Source organism: Kitasatospora sp. NPDC038210, assembly GCF_055600605.1.
Genome location: NZ_JBVJYK010000002.1, coordinates 125,950 through 143,506 on the forward strand (window position 1 = coordinate 125,950; position 17,557 = coordinate 143,506).

Sequence of the window (17,557 nt, forward strand, 5' to 3'; positions counted from 1 at the left end):
CCCCCGCCGCCGTGCCGGGCCCTACGGGTGGAAGACGACCTCCGGGAAGGCCTTCGACGGCCCGTCGAGCAGGTGGCGGCCGCGGTGGCGCAGGTGGAGGTCGAAGAAGGCGAGGGGGTAGGCCTGCTGGATGCGGATGCCGCGGTCGGGGTCGAGGGTGCCGACCTGGGACTGGATCTGCTCCTCGGTCATGCCGAGGAGCTTTCCCGCCTGAGGGATCAGCGTCATGTTGTCGCCGTACGAGCCGTGGACGGCGCCGGTGGCCTGGACGTCGAGGCGCCAGCCGCGCAGGTGGCCCCAGAACGTCTCGGCGGCGGGGTTGCCGGCCCGGGCCCAGACGGCGGTCATCAGCATGAAGGGCCGGTCGAGGTCGGCGCTCGGGGGCGGGTTGGAGATCATCGGCCCGTCGAGGGCGAGCCCGGCGCGGATGCGCCGGTCGGCGGCCATGGCGAGGGCGGTGGCGGTGCCGCCCTTCGACCAGCCGAACGCGCCGACGGTGTTGGGGTCGAGGCCGCCGAGCAAGCCGGCCGGCAGGGTGCGGCGGTCGACGTCGGGGTTGCGGCCGGCGGCGAGGTCGTCGACGCAGTCGAGCAGGAAGCGCAGGTCGGCGGCGTAGTCCCTGGGGTATGCCGCGACGCGGTCGTCCGGCGTGAGGACGGTGCCGTCGGGGAACTCGGTGAACCCGTCGTGCGTGTGGTCGACGGTGACGACGGCGTAGCCGTGGCTGGCGAGCTCCTGGCAGACGACGGTGTGGTCGGCGCGGTGGCTGCCCGCGCCGTGCGAGAAGACGACGACGGGCAGCCGGTGGCCGGTCCGGTGGACGGGCGCGCCCTGGTGGCCGGACGTGAGCGGGGCGAGGGAGGGGTCGAGCGGGAAGCCGACGTCGTCGAGGAAGGCCTTCAGGGCGCCCGCGGTCATCCAGGGGGCGATCGGGTACGCGTCGGCGTCCGCTCCCCGGGCCGGGTACCAGACGGTGGCCATCAGCTCGCGGAAGCGGCCCGGCCCGGCGATCGGGTCCGGGCGGGCGGTGTCGCGCAGATGGAGCGGCACCGTGCCCACCGGGCAGGGCCCGGTGGGCGCCGGCAGCGTGAGCCGTGCGGGGGCGGCGGAGCCCGTGCCGGTGGCGCCCGCGGATCGTCCCGGGGCGCCCCAGGCGGTGCCGGCGAGGCCGATCGGCGCGGCGGCGCCCATGGCCAGCGCAGCGCCCAGGACGCGACGGCGGGTCGGTCCGGCGGGGCTTCCGGCAGGGCTTCCGGCGAGGCCGCCGGCGGGGCCGGTGGAGCTTCCGGTGGGTCCGGCGGGGCTTGCGAGCGGCGTGGAGTCCATGCCCCGAACGCTGTCACGCGGGGCGGGTGGGCGGCATTGGCCTGCCGACTGATCTACCGTCACCCGGAACTGGCCCACGGGTTTACGCCTCGGGGCCGATGTGCACCGCGCGGCGGTGGCCCGGTCGGGAGCGAGGAGGAGGGAGCCGGGCCGCTAGACGACGTTCTTGTCGATCAGCATCTGCAGCACGTTGACGTGGAAGTCCGGGAAGTCCATCGGCACGATGCCGAAGCGGGCGCGCTGCTGGGTGCGGGCGTTCAGGTACGGGCAGACGGAGCGGTCCATGATGCTCTGCGAGCTGGTCTTGGGCCAGTAACCGCCGGCGTAGCTGAGGAAGTTGACGAACATCCTCGGGTAGCTCGGGTTGCCGAAGGCCTTGTCGAACTGGGCGACGATGTACCGGCCCTTCGTGCCCAGCGGGTCGAGGCCGCCGATCTGCCAGGCGTCCTGGGCGTCGAAGTACTCGTTCTGGCCGCTGGACCAGTTGATCAGGCCCCAGGGATTGGCGAAGTCCGCGAGCAGGACGACCTTGCCGCGGGCGGCGTCGAGCGTCGGCCAGCCGTAGAAGTGGAACAGGCTCCGGTAGCCCAGCGCATCGAAGTAGTGATTGACCCGTCGCATGAACTCGTCGTCGCCGAGGGCCTGTCCGCCCGCCCGCTCGTTGCGCAGGCGCATCACGATGGTCTCGCCGGGGTGTGCCTGGAGGAAGGAGCGGCAGCGGTCGAGCACGTCCTGCAACCGGAGGTGCTGGTAGGCGTCGGAGTGGTAGATCCCCAGCTCGTCGGGCGCGCCCTGCAGGCCGTTGCAGCGGATGTCGAGGAAGCGGACGCCTTCTTCCAACTGCTGTGGGATGCCCCAGTTCTGGGTGTGCGACCACTCCGTGCCGTAGGCCGGGTTCTCGCAGCACGAGTCGTGGGTGCCGGGGATGGTGAGGTCGAGGAGGGAGAGGTTCCCGTTCAGGCGGCCCATCCAGCTGTCCGTCGGCAGCCCGCGCGGGGTGGTCCGTACGGCGGCCCGGGCGGTGGACGGCGGCAGGGCGAGCCCGCTGCCCAGGACGGCTGCTCCGCCGGCTCCCGCGCCCCACTTGAGAAGATCACGACGTGCGATGCCCATGAGGTGGCTCCTTCGGCGTTCCGGTCGGCTGGGAGGTGCACTGTGCCTTCAGTCCGAACGCGGCCCCGGCGTTGGCGGGTTCACCGTCCGGGGAGCGGTGCGGTTCGGTCTTGGTTCCGTCTGTCCTACCCGGATCGCCGTCTGACGAACTGCTGTCACGCTGGGCGGCAAGTCGACTGCTGTCAGCGGGGGTTGGGGCTGACGCTCGCGGTTGCCGTCATCGAGCGGGTCCACCGCGGCATGGAGCACTGACGTCCCGCGTCGCGCCCGGGTCCGGGGCCGACCGCCCGGGCGCTCGGCCCCGGGGCCGGCCGGTCGGTGTGGCGGATCGGGGTGGTTGCGGTTCAGTCTCCATTCGCGCCTCCCCTGCCCGGCCTGACGAACTGCTGTCACATTGGACGGCGAATCGCTGCTCGGATCCTGGGGGTTGAGGATGAGCTCGGGGGACGGTGGTGACCTGGTCGCGGCGGTCGTCGCAGCGCTGCTGCAGGCGGCGACCGGCGTGGCCGGTGCGGGCGGTGCAGCGGGGACGCCCTTCGGTGAGGACGGCCTCGGCTGGGTGCAGGCCGGGCTCGGGCAGCTGCCGCGCTGGGCCCGGGCGGCCGAGCTGGCCGGCTCGGCGCCGCAGGACGACGGTGCGCAGCAGGGGCTGGCGGAGGCCGTGGGCGAGCTGCTGACATCCCGCGTTGGCGGAGTCGTTGGAGGAGCGCCGCGCGGAGCGGGCCGCTCAGCCGGCCGAGGCGCCGCCGCCAGCGGCGCCGACGACGGTCACGGTCGGGGCGAGCGCCGTCGTCGGCGGTGCCGGCGGGCAGACGGCGCTGGGGGCGAACAATGTGCTCGTCGGCGGGGACATCCACGACAAGGTCGTCAACAGGAACGGCAACACGGGACTCCTGATCGCCGTCCTGGTCGTGGTGGCGGCCCTGATCGCCGTCGGCATCCACTTCCTCGGCGGGTCCAAGAGCCTCGGGTCCGCGCCGCGGCTGCCTGCCTCCGTGGAGGGCGAGCAGCGCAGGGCGAGTTCCGACGGCGACTGGGAGAAGTACCGGGCCTCGCTCACCAGGGACGGCATGGAGAGCCCCCGGACGGCCGCGTACGGGAGCATCCCCAACGACTTCACTTACCTGGTGCTGGCGGGCGACGATCACACGGCACGGTGGGAGGTCGTCATCGCCGACTCGACAGGGACCTTCCGGCGGACGTTCGCCGAGTCGACGGCGACTCGACGAGAAGCTCGGGCGGTGAGGTGCCGACGTCGCTGCCGGGGAAGATGTACTGCTCCGCCTCCTCCCGCGGGGTGAGCGAGAGTGACCCGTCGCGGTGCGTCTGGTTCGACGACACGTACGTGATCGTCGTCAGCGGAGTCGGCCGGGACCCGAAGATCGCGGCCGCGGTCATCGAGCGGATCTACCACGGCACCGAGCACTAGGGGAGCCCTGGTGGGTGCAGTGACGGCTGGCAACCGCCGGCGGCCGCTGTCGGTGGGGGCGGGCAGAATGCCGCCCGTGATCAATGACTACCGACCGGGTGACGTGCTGCGGCTGGCGTGCGACTTCACCGAGACGACGGTCACCGCGGTCTCCCGCTGCCACGTCTCGGTGCGGTGCCCGTGGCTGGCGGCGGACCCGCAGGCCGAGGGCATCTGCTGGAACGGCGACCGTGCGATGCCGCTGCCCGCCGCCCGGGAGTGGGAGGTCTTCCGGACGGAGCCGGCGGAGACGGAGCTCAGGCCGGGTGACACGTGCCGGGTGGGGATGCCCCCGACCGTGGTGCACGTCCAGTCGGTGGAGCACTACGATCCGCCGCTGGTCACCGGCCTGCTGCCGCGGCCCGCGTGCTACGTCGAGGTGCTGCGACAGGGTGAGGTGTACGAACCCGGCTTGGAGGACCAGGGCTACGCGTTCGATCCGGCCGGGGGTGAGCCGATCGGCATCGAACTGCTCTTCCGCCCGTACGCGTTCCTCGAACCGGGTGACGAGGTCGTCGACCGGGACGGGCGGGCCTGGCGCTTCGACGGGGCGTGGGACTGGCACGCCTTCGACGGGGAGGCCTCGGGTGCGCCGGTCTGGCCGCTGGCGCTGCTGTTCCGTGCCGGTGAGCCGGCTGGCGACGGGGCCGACGGGGCCGCCGAGGTCGCGCGGGCGACGGCGACCGGCAGCCACGCGGCGGAGCGGGAACGGTGGACCGGGCTGGCGCTCGCTCGGCCGGCCCCTGACCAGCCGTAGCGGGGCGGGAGTGGGAAGTCGGCGGGACCGACTTCCCACTCCGAGGGGCGGGCGGGCCCGTGCGGGTCAGCGGGTCTCGATGAGAACCGACTCGATGACGACGTCCTTGACCGGCCGGTCGTTGCGGGGGTCGGTCTCCGTCGTGGCGATGGCGTCGACGACCCGCTGGCTCGCCTCGTCGGCGACCTCGCCGAAGATGGTGTGCTTGCCGGTGAGCCAGGCCGTCGGCCCGACGGTGATGAAGAACTGGGAGCCGTTGGTGCCGGGCCCGGCGTTGGCCATGGCCAGCAGGTAGGGCTTGGTGAACGCCAGGTCCGGGTGGAACTCGTCGGCGAACTTGTACCCGGGCCCGCCGGTGCCGTTGCCCAGCGGGTCACCGCCCTGGATCATGAAGCCCTCGATGACCCGGTGGAAGACCGTGCCGTCGTACAGCTTCGCGTTGCTCGGCTGGCCGGTGTTCGGGTCGATCCACTGCCGTTCGCCGGTGGCGAGTTCCACGAAGTTCTTGACGGTCTTCGGGGCGTGGTTCGGCAGCAGCCGGATCACGATGTCGCCCTGGTCGGTCTTCAGCGTCGCGTACAGCTCTTCTGCCATGGCAAGTCCTTCGGTGCGTCCTACTGGCGCGGTCAGTCTTCCGGCCGGGACGAACCAATCCGGGGCGGCAACACGGCATCTCACCCGCATGAGTGACGCGGCAGAGGGAGTGGGAACTCGGCCCGGCCGACTTCCCGCTCCTCGTCCCTCCACGCGCTGGGTGTGGGCGTGCGGGGCGTCGGCGGCATCGGGGGTGTCGGAGGCGGCGGCGAGGTCGGCAGCGAGGTCGAGTTCGGCCCAGAGGGTCTTGGAGCCGGGGTGGCGCGGGATGGTGCCCCAGCGGTCGCAGGGGCCGTCGATGAGGGTGAGGCCGCGTCCGGACCGGGCGTTGGCGGGCCTCACGCAGCGGGACCTGGCCAAGATGACCGGCTACAGCGCGCTGTCGTCCTCGATCGTGCATCCCCACGCATGAGCGGAGCTCATGTCGTTTTCCCCGTGCCGACATGAGAATCCGGGAGCAGTGGGCTCAAGTTCACTCGTACGGATTGTATCTGATGTGTCATCAGTCCCTCTCCCGCGCCTTGTGACCAGGATGCAGGACGGCGCCCGACAGGGCGTGTTCCTACCTCATGACAAGGGTGGTTCGTATGACCTCTGCCGGCGGCGACTCCAGCGCTTCGGTCACTGACGCGACACTCAACGACATCGCCACCAACGGCATCTGGGCGGGCGCCGGTCTCAACCCGAGCCCGGCGGTGCTCGCCGTGGCGCAGGCCCTGCTCGCGGCCGTCCGGGGCGAGGCGGGGGCCGCACTTCCGTCCGAGCTGGCGGACTTGGCGTCGAGGGTCCGTGGTCGCGCCACCTTCGACGTCCTGCGCATCGACGGCGAGCGCGGGACACAGCTGTCGGCGTTCACCATCAAGCTGAACGGGGACGAACCGCGTCCGCTCGTGGTCGTGCCCGCGGGCTGGAACCCGTACGGCTGGCTGCCGTTCATGTACGCCTACCTCTCGCTGGCGGCGCGCGGCTACCACGTCCTGGCCTACACCCCGCGCGGCATCGGCCTCCCGGGGTGGATCTCCACCTCGGAGGGGCACATCGACGTCGCCGGGCCCAAGGACTGGCTCGACGGCTCGAAGGTGCTCGACTACGCGCAGCCGTACTTCGCGCCGAGCAGGATCGGCTTCCTCGGCGAGTCGTACGGTTCGGGGATCAGCCAGCTGGTCGCCGCGCACGACGACGCCGACCGCGTCGACGTCGTGGTCGCGCTGAGCACCTGGGGCAACCTGGCCACTGCGCTGTACGACAACGGGACCCGCCACACCGCGGCCGTGGCCGCGCTGATCGCCTTCACCGGTGGCACGTTGGAGGAGAAGTTCGACACGGAGTCCCGGAAGATCCTCAAGGACTTCGAGGACGGGGTGAACCTCGACGCCGTCGTCGCCTGGGGCACGGAGCGCGCCCCGGAGTCGTACGTCGACATCACCAACGCGCGGGGCATCCCGACGTTCATCTCGAACACCTGGCACGAGAGCCTGTTCCCGGCCGGTCAGACGATCCGGACGTTCGAGAAGCTCACCGTGCCCAAGCACCTGAACATGTGGATCGGTGACCACGGCGCCCCCGAGGGCCCGGGCCTGGCCGGCCTGATCGGCGGCGTGCCGTTCCCCGGGCTGAAGGATCCGATGCAGGAGGCCAACGCCTGGCTGGACCACTACCTGCTCGACGCCGCGAACGAGGTGCCGACCTGGCAGGACGTGAACAACCAGGTCATGTTCACCTACGAGACCACCAAGGTGATCGGCCAGCTCGACCGGATCACCGTTCCGGCTCGTCGCGAGCAGAGCCCGTCCTGGGGCGACGTCACCACCGGCACCGACTCCTGGTACCTCACCGGGGCCGCCGACGGCGGTGACGGCGAGTTGTCCGACAAGCAGTCCTCCGGCTGGAGCCGTGACTTCACGGCCGGTCACGAGACGGCCGCCACCGCGATGGACGACATCATGAAGACCGGTCAGAAGGAGTGGTTCGGCAACCCCAAGTCCTACGACCCGGACGGGTTCGAGCGGCCGCGGCTGCTGATGTGGTCCACCGAGGCGCTGACCGGAACCGGTGGTGTGGCGCGCCGGATCCGGGGCGCCGCGAAGGTGCGGCTGACCGTCCGCAACACCGGGGGGCCGGCCACGCTGGTGGCGTACCTCTTCGACGTCGCCCCCGACGGCACGGCGCGCATCATCACCCACGAGCCGTACACCGCCGCCGACCTGGCACCCGCCGAGGACCGGACGGTCGGCTGGACGCTCCAGCCCGCCGCCTACGACCTGCCGGACGGCCACCGCCTCGCCCTGGTGGTCAACAGCTGCGACAAGCTGTACGCCTTCTCCGGCACGAAGGACAGCACGACCACCGTCTCCTCGCCGCGCGGGGACGAGGCCGTCCTGGAGCTGCCGCTCGGCTGATCCCGGCCGCACCTCGTGCGAACGGCCCGTCGCACCCGCGGCGGGCCGTTGCCGTGCCCGCCGTCGGGCTGCTGACCTGGGCAATCCCCGTAATAAGGAGCATTCGGGCGCTCCGTGCACGTGATCGCCCCGCGTGGCCGGTGTGACAGTAGTAGCTTCGCGGGGAACGGAGGTACGCTCACGCCCGCACCTCGGATCGGAGGGGTACGCACACGCAGGAGTGCTAGGGGGAAGCTCAGCCATGTCCGTAATCCTTGATCGTGCTCTGACCTACTCGAACACCGTCCCGCGCGGCACGGTCCACCGGGCCGCCATCTGTGAGGTCTTCCTCACCGACTCCGTGCAGGTCTCCGGCGAGGAGTTCCTCGTCGCCGCGCAGCTGCCGCGCGTCCACAGCTACTACAGCGACCACGGCAGCGCGCCCGCCACGTACGACTCGATGCTGCTCATCGAGGTCTTCCGTCAGGCGTCGATCTACGTCGACCACACCTTCCTCGGTGCGCCGCTCGACAACAAGTTCGTCTTCATCAGCGGGGAGCTGGAGGTCACCGACCCGGCGGCGCTGGTCATCGGTGCCCGCCCCGGGCACGCCGAGCTCCGTGTCCGGGTGGCCGGGCTGAAGCAGCGGGGTGGCGTCGTCACCGGCAGCACCCTCGACCTGGTCATGTCGGTCGACGGCCGGGAGGCCGCGTCGATGCGCACCTTCGCGCAGTGGATGCCGGTCGCGGCCTGGGACCGGATACGCCGCAGCGGCCGCGCCGCGCTCGACCTCGCCCCGGCCCGGCCGCACCGGACCGGCGGCCGGGTCGCCGCGGTCACCGTCGGCCGCACCGTCGTGCAGAACGTCGTGCTCGCCGGGGCGGAGGTGGGCGACCGCGAGGTCCGCACCCAGGTCGTGGTCGACCAGGACAACCCGGCGTTCTTCGACCACCCGCTGGACCACATCCCGGGCGCGGTGATCTTCGAGGGGTTCCGGCAGTCGGCCATGTACGCGGCTCATGAGCTGTTCGGGTGGTCGCCGCGCGGCCTGCTGCTCTCCCGGGTGCAGACGGAGTTCACGCGCTTCGGCGAGTTCGAGCTGCCGACCGACTGCGTGGTGCGGGTCGTCGACCCGCCCGCGGCCGACACCGTCGCGTTCGAGATCGCCATGATGCAGGAGGACGAGCAGATCGCCCGCGCCCGGGTGCACCTGACCCGGACCGGCCAGGACGCCGGCGACCTGCAGAATCGTTTCGCCTAGGGTGAGGCCAGCGCGCGGCCCCGAGCGTGAGGACCGGCATCGCCCCTCCTCACGCTCCGGGCCGCGGTTCGCCGAACCACGTGCGCAGCACGTCGGCCAGTGGGCCCCCGTCCCGATCCGCCCGACCCCCTGACGTGAGCTCAGGGGGTCGGCTTCAGCCCCGCGGAGAGGGCCGTCAGCAGCGGCAGGGTGGGCATGGCGTGGCCGAGTTCCACGGCGCGGACCTGGCGCTCGGAGAGGCCGGAGCGCTCGGCGAGGTCGGGGACGGAGAGGCCCAGGGCGGTGCGGCGCTCGCGGACGGCGTCGGCCAGCGCGGCGGCCGGGTCGCCGTCGGGGTGGGCGGGGAAGTCCTCGATCAGGGGGCGCGCGTGGTCCACCGAAACTCCTCGTCGGCGAGTGGGGGCCGCACAGTCTGGCACGCGGCCGGAAAGCCCGTGGGGCAAGCGGAGGTCAAGTTTCCTTGACCGCCGCTTGGTTGCGGATCGCCCGCGGGCTCACGCGCGGGTCGCCGGCGAGCACGCGCGCGCATCGCAGGCGGGTCCACGCGCGCGGACCACCGGCGGCCTCACGCACGCGGGCCATCGGCGGGCTCACGCACACCTGTCGCCGACGGGCTCGCGCACCCGCGCGCCTATTGCCGGCAGGCACCGGTACCCGCACCCGGACCCGGCCCGCACCCGCCCCGCACGCGGATCGCCGCCGGCACTCACGCGCCCGTCACACCGGCCCGCAGGGCGGTGCTGCGCACGAGGGAGCGGGCGTGCGGGGAGTCCATGGGGTGGGCGAAGAGGTAGCCCTGGCCGAGCGGGCAGCCCATGGCGGCGAGCAGGTCCCGTTGTTCGGGGTGCTCGATGCCCTCGGCGATGACCTGGACGCCGAGGGTGTCGGCGATCCGGGCGATGCCCTCGACCAGGGCGTACTGCTGCCGGGAGTGGCCGAGGCCGTCGATGAAGGACTTGTCGATCTTGAGGAGGGAGATCGGGAACTCGCGGAGGTAGGAGAGTGAGGAGTAGCCGGTGCCGAAGTCGTCGATGGCGATGCCGACGCCGAGGCCGGACAGTGTGGCCATGTCGGCGTGGATGCGGTCGTCGCGGCGCATCAGGACGGATTCGGTGAGCTCCAGGACGAGGGTGTGCGGGTCGATGCCGGAGGTGGCGATGGCCTGGCGGACGACGTCGACGAAGCCGGCGTCGCGGAACTGCCGGGCGGAGACGTTGACGTTGACGCGCAGCGGGGGACGGCCTCCCGCGGTGCGGGAGGTGGAGCTCGCGGCGTGCCAGGCGGCGGCCTCCTGGGCAGCGCGTTCCAGGACCCAGGCGCCGAGCGGGACGATCTGGCCGCTCTCCTCGGCGAGGGCGATGAACTCGTCGGGCAGCACCATGCCGCGCCGGTCGTGCGGCCAGCGGACCAGGGCCTCGAAGGCCACCAGGTCGCCGGTGCGCAGGTCGACGATCGGCTGGTAGTACAGCTGGAAGGCCGATTCCGCGATCGCGGAATCGAGGTGCTCGTTCAGCTCGTGCCGTTCCACCAGCCCCGCCTGCAGGGCCGGCCGGTAGTGGCACCACTGGCGGCGGCCGGCCGCCTTGGCCGAGTAGAGCGCGAGGTCGGCGTGGGTGAGGAGTTCGGCGGCGTCGACGCTGTCCTCGGTGGTCGCCACGCCGATGCTGGCGCTGACCCGGACCGCGCCGGCCTTGAGCTTGAACGGCTCGTTGAAGACCTCCAGCACGCCGGCCGCGATGGTGTCCACGTCGGCCGGCGCCAGCGCGTCCTCCACCAGTACCGCGAACTCGTCGCCGCCGAGCCGGGCCGCGGTGTCGGAGGAGCGCAGCGCGGTGGAGATCCGCAGCGAGACCGCGACCAGCAGTTCGTCGCCGACCGCGTGCCCCTGGGTGTCGTTGACCACCTTGAAGTCGTCCAGGTCGATGAAGAGCACCCCGGTGACGGACCCGCTGCGTTCGCCGCGCGACAGCGCGTGGCCGACCCGGTCCTGGAACAGCACCCGGTTGGCGAGGCCGGTGAGGGAGTCGTGGAACGCCCGGTGGGTCAGCTCGCGCTCCATCTGCCGCTGCTCGGTGACGTCGCGCAGGGTGAGCACCAGGGCGCCGACGGTCGGGTCCGCGCGCAGGTCGTTGAAGCGCACCTCGGCCTCGATCGGGGTGCGGTCCTGGCGCAGCAGCCGCCAGTGCTCGCGGGGCTGCTCGCCGGCGGACGGGGACGGGGTGTCGCGCATCCGGGAGAGCGCCTTGCCGACCGCCCGGCTGTCCTCGGGCGGGACGAGATCGGTGAGCTGGGCGCCCTCCAGCGCGGAGTTGCCGAGCACGGCCGTCGCGGAGGGGGAGGCGTAGCGCACGCCGCCGTCGGCGTCGAGGATCAGGATGACGTCGCTGGCGTTCTGGACGAGCGTGCGGAAGTAGAGCTCGCTGTTGCGGCGGTTGACCTCCTTGCTCAGCACGACCCGCTCGACGGCGAGGGCGGCCTGCGCGGCGAGGATCTCCAGCGAGCTCCAGAGGCTGGCCAGCTCCTGCTCGGTGCCGGTGACGATGAGCGCGCCGATCAGCGGGTCGCCGAAGGGGCGCTCGGCGAGGGTGAGCGGGCAGATCAGGGCGTACGACATGCCGTCGAGGTGCCCGGTCAGCTCGCTGGCGGGCAGGTCGACGGACTCGACGGGCAGCAGCCGGCTCTCGCGGTAGGCGGCGAGGGCCAGCACCTGGTCGGAGTCGGAGGCCGTGCCCAGCCGGTGCCGGGCCGTGCCGTGCTCGGCGTGCCGGACGTGCAGCACGCCCGCCTCGGCGACGGCGAGCAGGGCGACGTGCCCCGGTTCGGCGGGCATCAGGGCGGAGGCGGCGGACTGGACGGCGTCCGCGACCTCCTCCACGCTGACGGCGGCGGTCAGCCGGCCGCCCGCCTCGCGCAGCGCCCGCTCGCGGGCGATGGCCTGTCTGCGGGCGGAGACCACGACCGCGAGGCGGGCCAGCACGAGCAGGTACAGCACCGCGGAGAAGGCGCCGATCACGCCCGCGTTGTCGGTGTTCCCGGCCAGCGCCTCGATGATCAGGATCGCCGGGGCGATCAGCGAGGCGAGGGTGAGCAGGACCAGCCGCGCGGTGCTCAGGTCCGGTTCCTGGGTGGGGACGGGCTTGGTCAGCTCGACCATCGACGGGTGCAGCGCGGCCGCGCCCCACGCGGTGTAGTAGGCGGCCCAGCCGAGTTCGACGGGTGTGCCGATGCGCCAGGTGCCGTGCAGCTGGATCAGCCCGTACAGCACGTCGGAGACGAGCAGGCCGACGGTGCCGACGGCGAGCAGCTGCAGGGAGCGGGAGCTGCCGCCGCGCGGGGTCAGCAGGCGCAGCAGCAGGGCGAGGACGACCACGTCGCCGAGGGGGTAGGCGATCGAGACGGCCCGTTGGAACCACGTGAGGTCGGGGTTCTGGGTGTACGGGACGATCAGGTAGATCCAGGAGAGCAGCGCCAGGCCGATCGTGAGGATCAGCGCGTCCAGCAGCCCGGCGCGGTCCTGACGGGCCGTGCGCCATCGGATGAAACCGAGCAGGCCGATCGCGTACAGCACGTACTCGGCGAGGTAGAAGCCGTCCGCGATGGAGGGGAAGGGGTTGGCCAGGTGCAGGATGTCCAGCTGGATGGCCTGCACCACCTCGCCCGCGGTGAAACTCAGGTTGGCGAGCGCCAGCACGTACCAGAAGCGTGCGTGCGCGGGGCGGTTGAGGCGGACGCCGAGCACGATGGCGGCGACGCCACCGAGGCCGATGCCCGTCCACCAGATGATCCGCTGGCTGGGATTGGCGTAGTAGATGCCGGTGAACAGCACCATCCAGAGCAGGTAACAGACCATCAGGCGTTGTCGCCGGCGTGTCAACGAGGCTACCTCCTCCACGACGTCACCCCGCCGGTCGGACGGGGGAGTTCGGGCGAGGGCGGGATCCGGGGGCTCCGGGTGTCACCGGGGTCCCCGGACGGGGACTCCGCGCGAGGGCCGGTGCCCGGGGCGGGCGTGCGACCGTGTTCGGGGCGGCCGCTTCCTCGCGCGCGTGTGCGGCGCCCGGTCGGTGTGCGGCCGGACGTTCTCAATGTGCCGTGAGTGCGTATAGTCGGAAATGTCGCACTCCCAAGCATTCTGCCGCCACAGCACGAGGTCAAGCCGGTGGATGACGCAGCAGACAGCGCACAGGGCGTACCGGCGGATGTGAGCTCCGGACATCACGCCGTGGTCCGCAACGACAACGGTCAGTACGCGCTCTGGCCCGCGGACTTGACCGTTCCGGCCGGGTGGCGGCAGGTGTACGGACCGGCCACGAGGGCCGACTGCCGGGCCTGGGTGGAGCGGGAGTGGCGGCCCGCCGGGCTGGGGTTCGCCGGCCCCGCGAGCCCCCGCCGGGTCTCGGCCGGGTTCGCCGACACGGTGCACGGACTGTTCCGCACGCGGGCGGCGCACGACCCGCAGGCGCTCGCCGTGATCGCCGAGGACGCCACGCTGAGTTACCGCGAACTCGACCTGCGCAGCGACCGGTTGGCGGCCCGGCTGCGGGCGCACGGGACCGGGCCGGAGCAGGTCGTCCCGGTCTGCCTGGAGCGCGGGGGCGAGCTGGTGACCGCCTGGCTGGGCGTGCTCAAGGCGGGCGGGGCCTTCCTGCCGCTGGACCCGGCGCACCCGGAACAGCGGCTGGCGGGACTGGTCGAGGACTCCGGAGCGCGGGTGGTGGTCACCGACGGTCACAGCTTTCCCGGGGTCGCGGTGGTGCGGGTGGACGAGCGGGTGGACGACCGGAGCGGCACCGGCGGGGGCGAGCCCGAGGACCGGTCCGCGCGAGCGGAGTCCCGGCCGGGCGGGGGCGCCGGCCCCGGAGAGTACCGGCTGGACGACGGCGCCGGGCCGGACGACCTGGCGTACCTGATCTACACCTCCGGCACGACCGGCCGCCCCAAGGGCGTTCCGGTCACCCACCGTGCGCTGGTGTTCACCCTCGACCGGATCGTCCACGCCTACCGGCTGTCGCCCGGCGAACGCGTCCTGCAACTGGCCGCGCTGGGCTCCGACACCGCACTGGAGCAGCTGCTGGGCACGCTGCTGGCCGGCGCCACGGTCGTCCTGGGCGGCGGGAGCGGGGGCGGCGGCACCTGGGCGCCCACCGAACTGGTCGGCCGGCTGTCCGGGCTCGGCCTCGCCGTCGCCGACTTCACCCCCGCCTACTGGCACCACGTGCTCGACCTGCTCCCACCCGGCGGTCCCGGTCCCGACGGGCTGCGCCTGGTACTGGTCGGCGGGGACGTCGTGCACACCGGCGACTGCCGCAGCGGCCTGGAGCGGCTTCCGGGCGTGCAGCTGCTCAACGCGTACGGGGTCACCGAGGCGGCCGTCACCTCCACGCTCTGCGAGGTCACGACGGAGCTGCTGGACGGCGGCGGAGCGGGCGGGAGCCCGGCCGCCGCCCCGGTGCCGATCGGGCGGCCGCTGCCGGGCGTGCGGGTGCACGTGCTGGACGCGCAGCTGCGCCCGGTCCGGCCCGGCGAGAAGGGGCAGATCCACCTCGGCGGGCCCGGCCTCGCCCGGGGCTACTGGCGGCAGGCCGGGCTCACCGCGGAGTCCTTCCTGCCCGACCCGTACGCGCCGCTGCCCGGCGAGCGGATGTACCGCACCGGCGACGCCGGGCGCTGGCGGGCGGACGGGCAGCTGGAGATCCTCGGCCGCTTCGACGACCAGGTGAAGGTGCGCGGCCACCGGGTCGACCCGGCGGAGATCGAGGCGGTGCTGGCCGCGCACCCGGACGTCCGGCAGGCCCGGGTCGCGGCCGACGGGTCGGCGGCGGACGGCAGCCGGGTGCTCACCGCGTACTACACGCTCGCGGCCGGGGCGGACGACGGCGCCGAGGGGATCCGGGCGTTCCTGGCCGAACGGCTGCCGGAGTACCTGGTGCCGGCCGAGTTCGTGCCGCTGGAGGCGATGCCGCTCACCCCCGCCGGGAAGATCGACCGGCGCCGGCTGCCGCACGCCCCGGTGCGGACGGCGTCGCGGGCGGCGGGCGGGGGCGCGAACACGAGCGGGGGATCCGCCGGTGACGGGGAGCAGACCGGGAACGAGGAGTCGGGCGGGAGCGGGGAGTCGGGCGGGAGTGCCGGAGCGGCCGCGGCCGGCGGACCGGCCGGTGGCGGAGCGGTCGAGGAGGCGGTCGGGCACCTGTGGGCGGAACTGCTCGGCGTCGAGACCGTCGGCCCGGACGGCGACTTCTTCGCGCTCGGCGGCACCTCGCTGCTGGCCATGGAGATGCTGGCGCGCGCCCGGATCATGTTCGGCATCGACGTCGGCCGGGTGCGGGCGCTCACCCGGGCGCTGCTGCGCGAGCCCGTGCTACGGGCCTTCGCGAAGGCGCTGCAGGAGGCGCGTGCGGGCGCCGGGCCCGGCACGGCCGCCGGGGCCCGCACCGAAACCGGCCCCGGCGCGTACGCGGTCCGCGGCGAAACCGCGGTCGACTGGTTCGAGGAGGCCCGGCTCACCGACCCCGTCGGGCAGTCCTGGAGCCCCGCGCCCTCCCGGGCGGAACCCGCCGAGATCCTGCTCACCGGCGCCACCGGCTTCTGCGGCGCGCACATGCTGCACGCGCTGCTCGCCACCACCCGGGCCCGGATCCACTGCCTGGTCCGGGCACCCGACGAGGAGCACGCACTGGAGCGGCTACGAGCCACCCAGCAGCGCTTCCTGCGGCACGACCTCGCCGACAGCCGGGTGGTGCCGCTGGTGGGCGACCTCACCGAACCCCGGATCGGCCTGACGGACCGTCAGTTCGAGTGGATGGCGGGCAACCTGGACTCGATCCACCACCTCGGCGGGCAGGTCAACTTCCTCTACCCGTACCACCAGCTGCGCGACGCCAACGTCGGCGGCACCCGGGAGGTCGTCCGGCTCGCCGGGCACAGCCGGGGCATACCCGTGCACTACCTCTCCACCCTCGCCGTGCTCGCCGGCTTCGGCGCCGCGGGCGTCGACAAGGTCACCGAACGGACCCCGCTCGCCTACCCCGAACGGATCGGCGTCGGCTACGTCGAGAGCAAGTGGGTGGCCGAACAACTGCTGCACAACGCGGCCGCGGCCGGGCTGCCGGTCACCGTGCTGCGCACCAACGACGTCACCGGGGACCTCGCGAACGGCGTGATGAACACCGGCACCGAGCTGTGTGCGCTGATCAAGTACCTGGCGGACAGCGGCACGTGCCCGGACGTGCGGCTGCTGCTCGACTTCGTGCCGGCCGACCGCTTCAGCCTCGCCGTCGCCCACATCGCCGCCCACGCACCCGCCGACGGCGAGGTCTACCACCTCACCTCCCCGCAGCCGGGCATCCTCGCCGACCTGGCGGACCGGCTGCGGGCGCGCGGCCACCGGATCAACCGGCTGTCGTACGGGGACTGGGTGCAGGGGCTGGTCCGGTTCGCGGCCGGGAGGCCGACGCACCCGATCGCGCCGTTCGTCCCGCTGTTCGTGGACCGCGCGCCGGGATCGGAGCTGTCGATCAGCGAGATGTACTTCCGGCCGACGTTCCCGCTCTTCGACCGGGCGAACACGGACGCCGCGCTGACCGGAAGCGGGATCGAACTGCCGTCCGTGGACGAGGTGTTGATCGACCACTACCTGACCGAGCTGGAACGGGAGGGGTTCCTGGGGGCGGCGCGGTGAGCGGCGTCCACGAGCCGGCCGGCGGCGACGCCCCCCTTCCGGCTTCCGCCCTCGGTTCAGCCCCCGCCCTCGACCCGGCCTCCGCTCTCGACCCGGCCGCTGTCCTCGACCGGGCCTCGGCCTTCGACGCCCTCGGCGCCGAACTCGCCCCCGGCGACGGCCCGGTGGCGTTCGGCGGCACCCTCGGGCCGGGGGAGCTGCTGGCGGCGTACCGGCGCGGGCTGTTCCCGCTGCCGGCAGCGGACGTGTACGCGAGCGCGTACAACGAGGCGGTGTACGGCGACGCCGTCGAGGCCGGGCAGGTGCCGCTGCTGCCGGGCGGGGAGGACCCGTACGCGCTGGCGTGGTGGTCGCCCGACCCCCGGCCGGTGATCGCCGCCGACGGCGTACGGATCGGGAGCCGGCTGGCCCGGCGGCTGCGCAACCGGTCGGCGTGGTGGACGAGCGCGGACCGGGCCTTCGGCCGGGTGCTGGAGAACTGCGCCGAACGGCGTCAACCGGCCTGGCTCACGGAGGAGTTGATGGCAGCGCTGACGCGCCTGCACGCGCTCGGGGCGGCCCACAGCGGGGAGGTGTGGGAGGGGGAGGAGTTGATCGGCGGGGTGTTCGGGGTCGCGGTCGGTGCGGTGCTGAGCCTCGACTCGATGTTCCACCGCCGCCCGGACGCCGCCAGGGTCTCCGTCGCCGACCTCGGCGCCCGGTTCGGCGCGGTCGGCGGGCGGCTGCTCGACGTGCAGTGGGACGGTCCGCACGTGCGCAGCCTGGGGGCGCAGCCGATGGCGCGCTCGCGCTACCTCGCGGAGCTGGCCGGCGCGACGGGGGCGCACGCGGCGGGCGACGCGATCGGCGCGGCCGGCGGGGCCGGGGCGGTTTCCGGGGTCGGGGAGGCCGGCCGGGTCGGAGCGGGCCGGCGACCGGCGGGGTTGTTGCCGACCGAGCCGCTCCCGGTGTCGCGGCTCGGGTGACCTGCGGTCAAACC

12 protein-coding genes are annotated in these 17,557 nt (G+C 73.1%); 7 read left to right on the plus strand and 5 right to left on the minus strand.

The window, feature by feature from the left end:
* Nucleotides 1-21 precede the first annotated feature (21 nt).
* Together ACZ7KX_RS04125 and ACZ7KX_RS04130 are read right to left on the minus strand one after the other, a co-directional pair.
* Complete coding sequence (locus tag ACZ7KX_RS04125; RefSeq protein WP_470325197.1) at nt 22-1,326, minus strand: alpha/beta hydrolase family protein; 1,305 nt, start codon at nt 1,324-1,326, stop codon at nt 22-24.
* A 153-nt stretch (nt 1,327-1,479) separates the two neighbouring features.
* Nucleotides 1,480-2,439, minus strand: a complete 960-nt coding sequence (locus tag ACZ7KX_RS04130) for a phosphatidylinositol-specific phospholipase C (protein ID WP_470325198.1) — start codon at nt 2,437-2,439, stop codon at nt 1,480-1,482.
* A gap of 686 nt (nt 2,440-3,125) precedes the next feature.
* Between ACZ7KX_RS04130 and ACZ7KX_RS04135 the strand changes: the two genes are divergently transcribed.
* The 3 genes from ACZ7KX_RS04135 (at nt 3,126) to ACZ7KX_RS04145 (ending at nt 4,664) form a co-directional block, all read left to right on the plus strand.
* Nucleotides 3,126-3,740 carry a hypothetical protein gene (locus tag ACZ7KX_RS04135; protein ID WP_470325199.1) on the plus strand — a complete coding sequence of 205 codons (615 nt, stop codon included), beginning with the start codon at nt 3,126-3,128 and terminating at the stop codon, nt 3,738-3,740.
* Entirely contained in the window at nt 3,737-3,868 is a 132-nt protein-coding gene (locus ACZ7KX_RS04140) for a hypothetical protein (protein ID WP_470325200.1), read from the plus strand. Before ACZ7KX_RS04135 ends, ACZ7KX_RS04140 begins: the two co-directional genes overlap by 4 nt.
* 76 nt (nt 3,869-3,944) lie before the next feature.
* A complete protein-coding gene (locus ACZ7KX_RS04145; RefSeq protein WP_470325201.1) occupies nt 3,945-4,664 on the plus strand; it encodes a hypothetical protein in 720 nt (239 codons plus the stop codon).
* A gap of 66 nt (nt 4,665-4,730) precedes the next feature.
* Here the strand turns inward: ACZ7KX_RS04145 and ACZ7KX_RS04150 are convergent, their stop codons facing one another.
* On the minus strand, nt 4,731-5,258 hold the full coding sequence (locus ACZ7KX_RS04150) for a peptidylprolyl isomerase (RefSeq protein WP_470325202.1): 528 nt from the start codon (nt 5,256-5,258) through the stop codon (nt 4,731-4,733).
* Between the two features lie 587 nt (nt 5,259-5,845).
* Between ACZ7KX_RS04150 and ACZ7KX_RS04155 the strand changes: the two genes are divergently transcribed.
* Together ACZ7KX_RS04155 and ACZ7KX_RS04160 are read left to right on the plus strand one after the other, a co-directional pair.
* Nucleotides 5,846-7,657, plus strand: a complete 1,812-nt coding sequence (locus ACZ7KX_RS04155) for a CocE/NonD family hydrolase C-terminal non-catalytic domain-containing protein (RefSeq protein WP_470325203.1) — start codon at nt 5,846-5,848, stop codon at nt 7,655-7,657.
* Nucleotides 7,658-7,898: 241 nt separating this feature from the next.
* On the plus strand, nt 7,899-8,897 hold the full coding sequence (locus ACZ7KX_RS04160; protein WP_470325204.1) for a ScbA/BarX family gamma-butyrolactone biosynthesis protein: 999 nt from the start codon (nt 7,899-7,901) through the stop codon (nt 8,895-8,897).
* A gap of 140 nt (nt 8,898-9,037) precedes the next feature.
* On the opposite strand, the gene ACZ7KX_RS04165 is transcribed toward ACZ7KX_RS04160, so the two are convergent.
* Together ACZ7KX_RS04165 and ACZ7KX_RS04170 are read right to left on the minus strand one after the other, a co-directional pair.
* Nucleotides 9,038-9,274, minus strand: coding sequence for a helix-turn-helix domain-containing protein (locus ACZ7KX_RS04165; protein ID WP_470325205.1), 237 nt, complete (start codon nt 9,272-9,274; stop codon nt 9,038-9,040).
* 329 nt (nt 9,275-9,603) lie between these two features.
* The gene (locus ACZ7KX_RS04170) at nt 9,604-12,771 is read right to left on the minus strand and encodes a putative bifunctional diguanylate cyclase/phosphodiesterase (protein ID WP_470325206.1); all 3,168 of its coding nucleotides are present in this window, start codon (nt 12,769-12,771) and stop codon (nt 9,604-9,606) included.
* A gap of 285 nt (nt 12,772-13,056) precedes the next feature.
* On the opposite strand from ACZ7KX_RS04170, the gene ACZ7KX_RS04175 reads away from it, so the two are divergent.
* Both ACZ7KX_RS04175 and ACZ7KX_RS04180 read left to right on the plus strand, forming a co-directional pair.
* A complete protein-coding gene (locus tag ACZ7KX_RS04175) occupies nt 13,057-16,578 on the plus strand; it encodes an amino acid adenylation domain-containing protein (protein ID WP_470325207.1) in 3,522 nt (1,173 codons plus the stop codon).
* Nucleotides 16,575-17,543, plus strand: a complete 969-nt coding sequence (locus ACZ7KX_RS04180; protein ID WP_470325208.1) for a leucyl/phenylalanyl-tRNA--protein transferase — start codon at nt 16,575-16,577, stop codon at nt 17,541-17,543. The genes ACZ7KX_RS04175 and ACZ7KX_RS04180 overlap by 4 nt, the downstream gene beginning before the upstream one ends.
* Nucleotides 17,544-17,557 lie beyond the last annotated feature (14 nt).

Bases quoted from the DNA above. Each gene is read 5' to 3' on its own strand.
- ACZ7KX_RS04125 (WP_470325197.1), bottom strand. From the start codon at position 1,326: ATGGACTCCACGCCGCTCGCAAGCCCCGCCGGACCCACCGGAAGCTCC.
- ACZ7KX_RS04130 (WP_470325198.1), bottom strand. From the start codon at position 2,439: ATGGGCATCGCACGTCGTGATCTTCTCAAGTGGGGCGCGGGAGCCGGC.
- ACZ7KX_RS04150 (WP_470325202.1), bottom strand. From the start codon at position 5,258: ATGGCAGAAGAGCTGTACGCGACGCTGAAGACCGACCAGGGCGACATC.
- ACZ7KX_RS04155 (WP_470325203.1), top strand. From the start codon at position 5,846: ATGACCTCTGCCGGCGGCGACTCCAGCGCTTCGGTCACTGACGCGACA.
- ACZ7KX_RS04160 (WP_470325204.1), top strand. From the start codon at position 7,899: ATGTCCGTAATCCTTGATCGTGCTCTGACCTACTCGAACACCGTCCCG.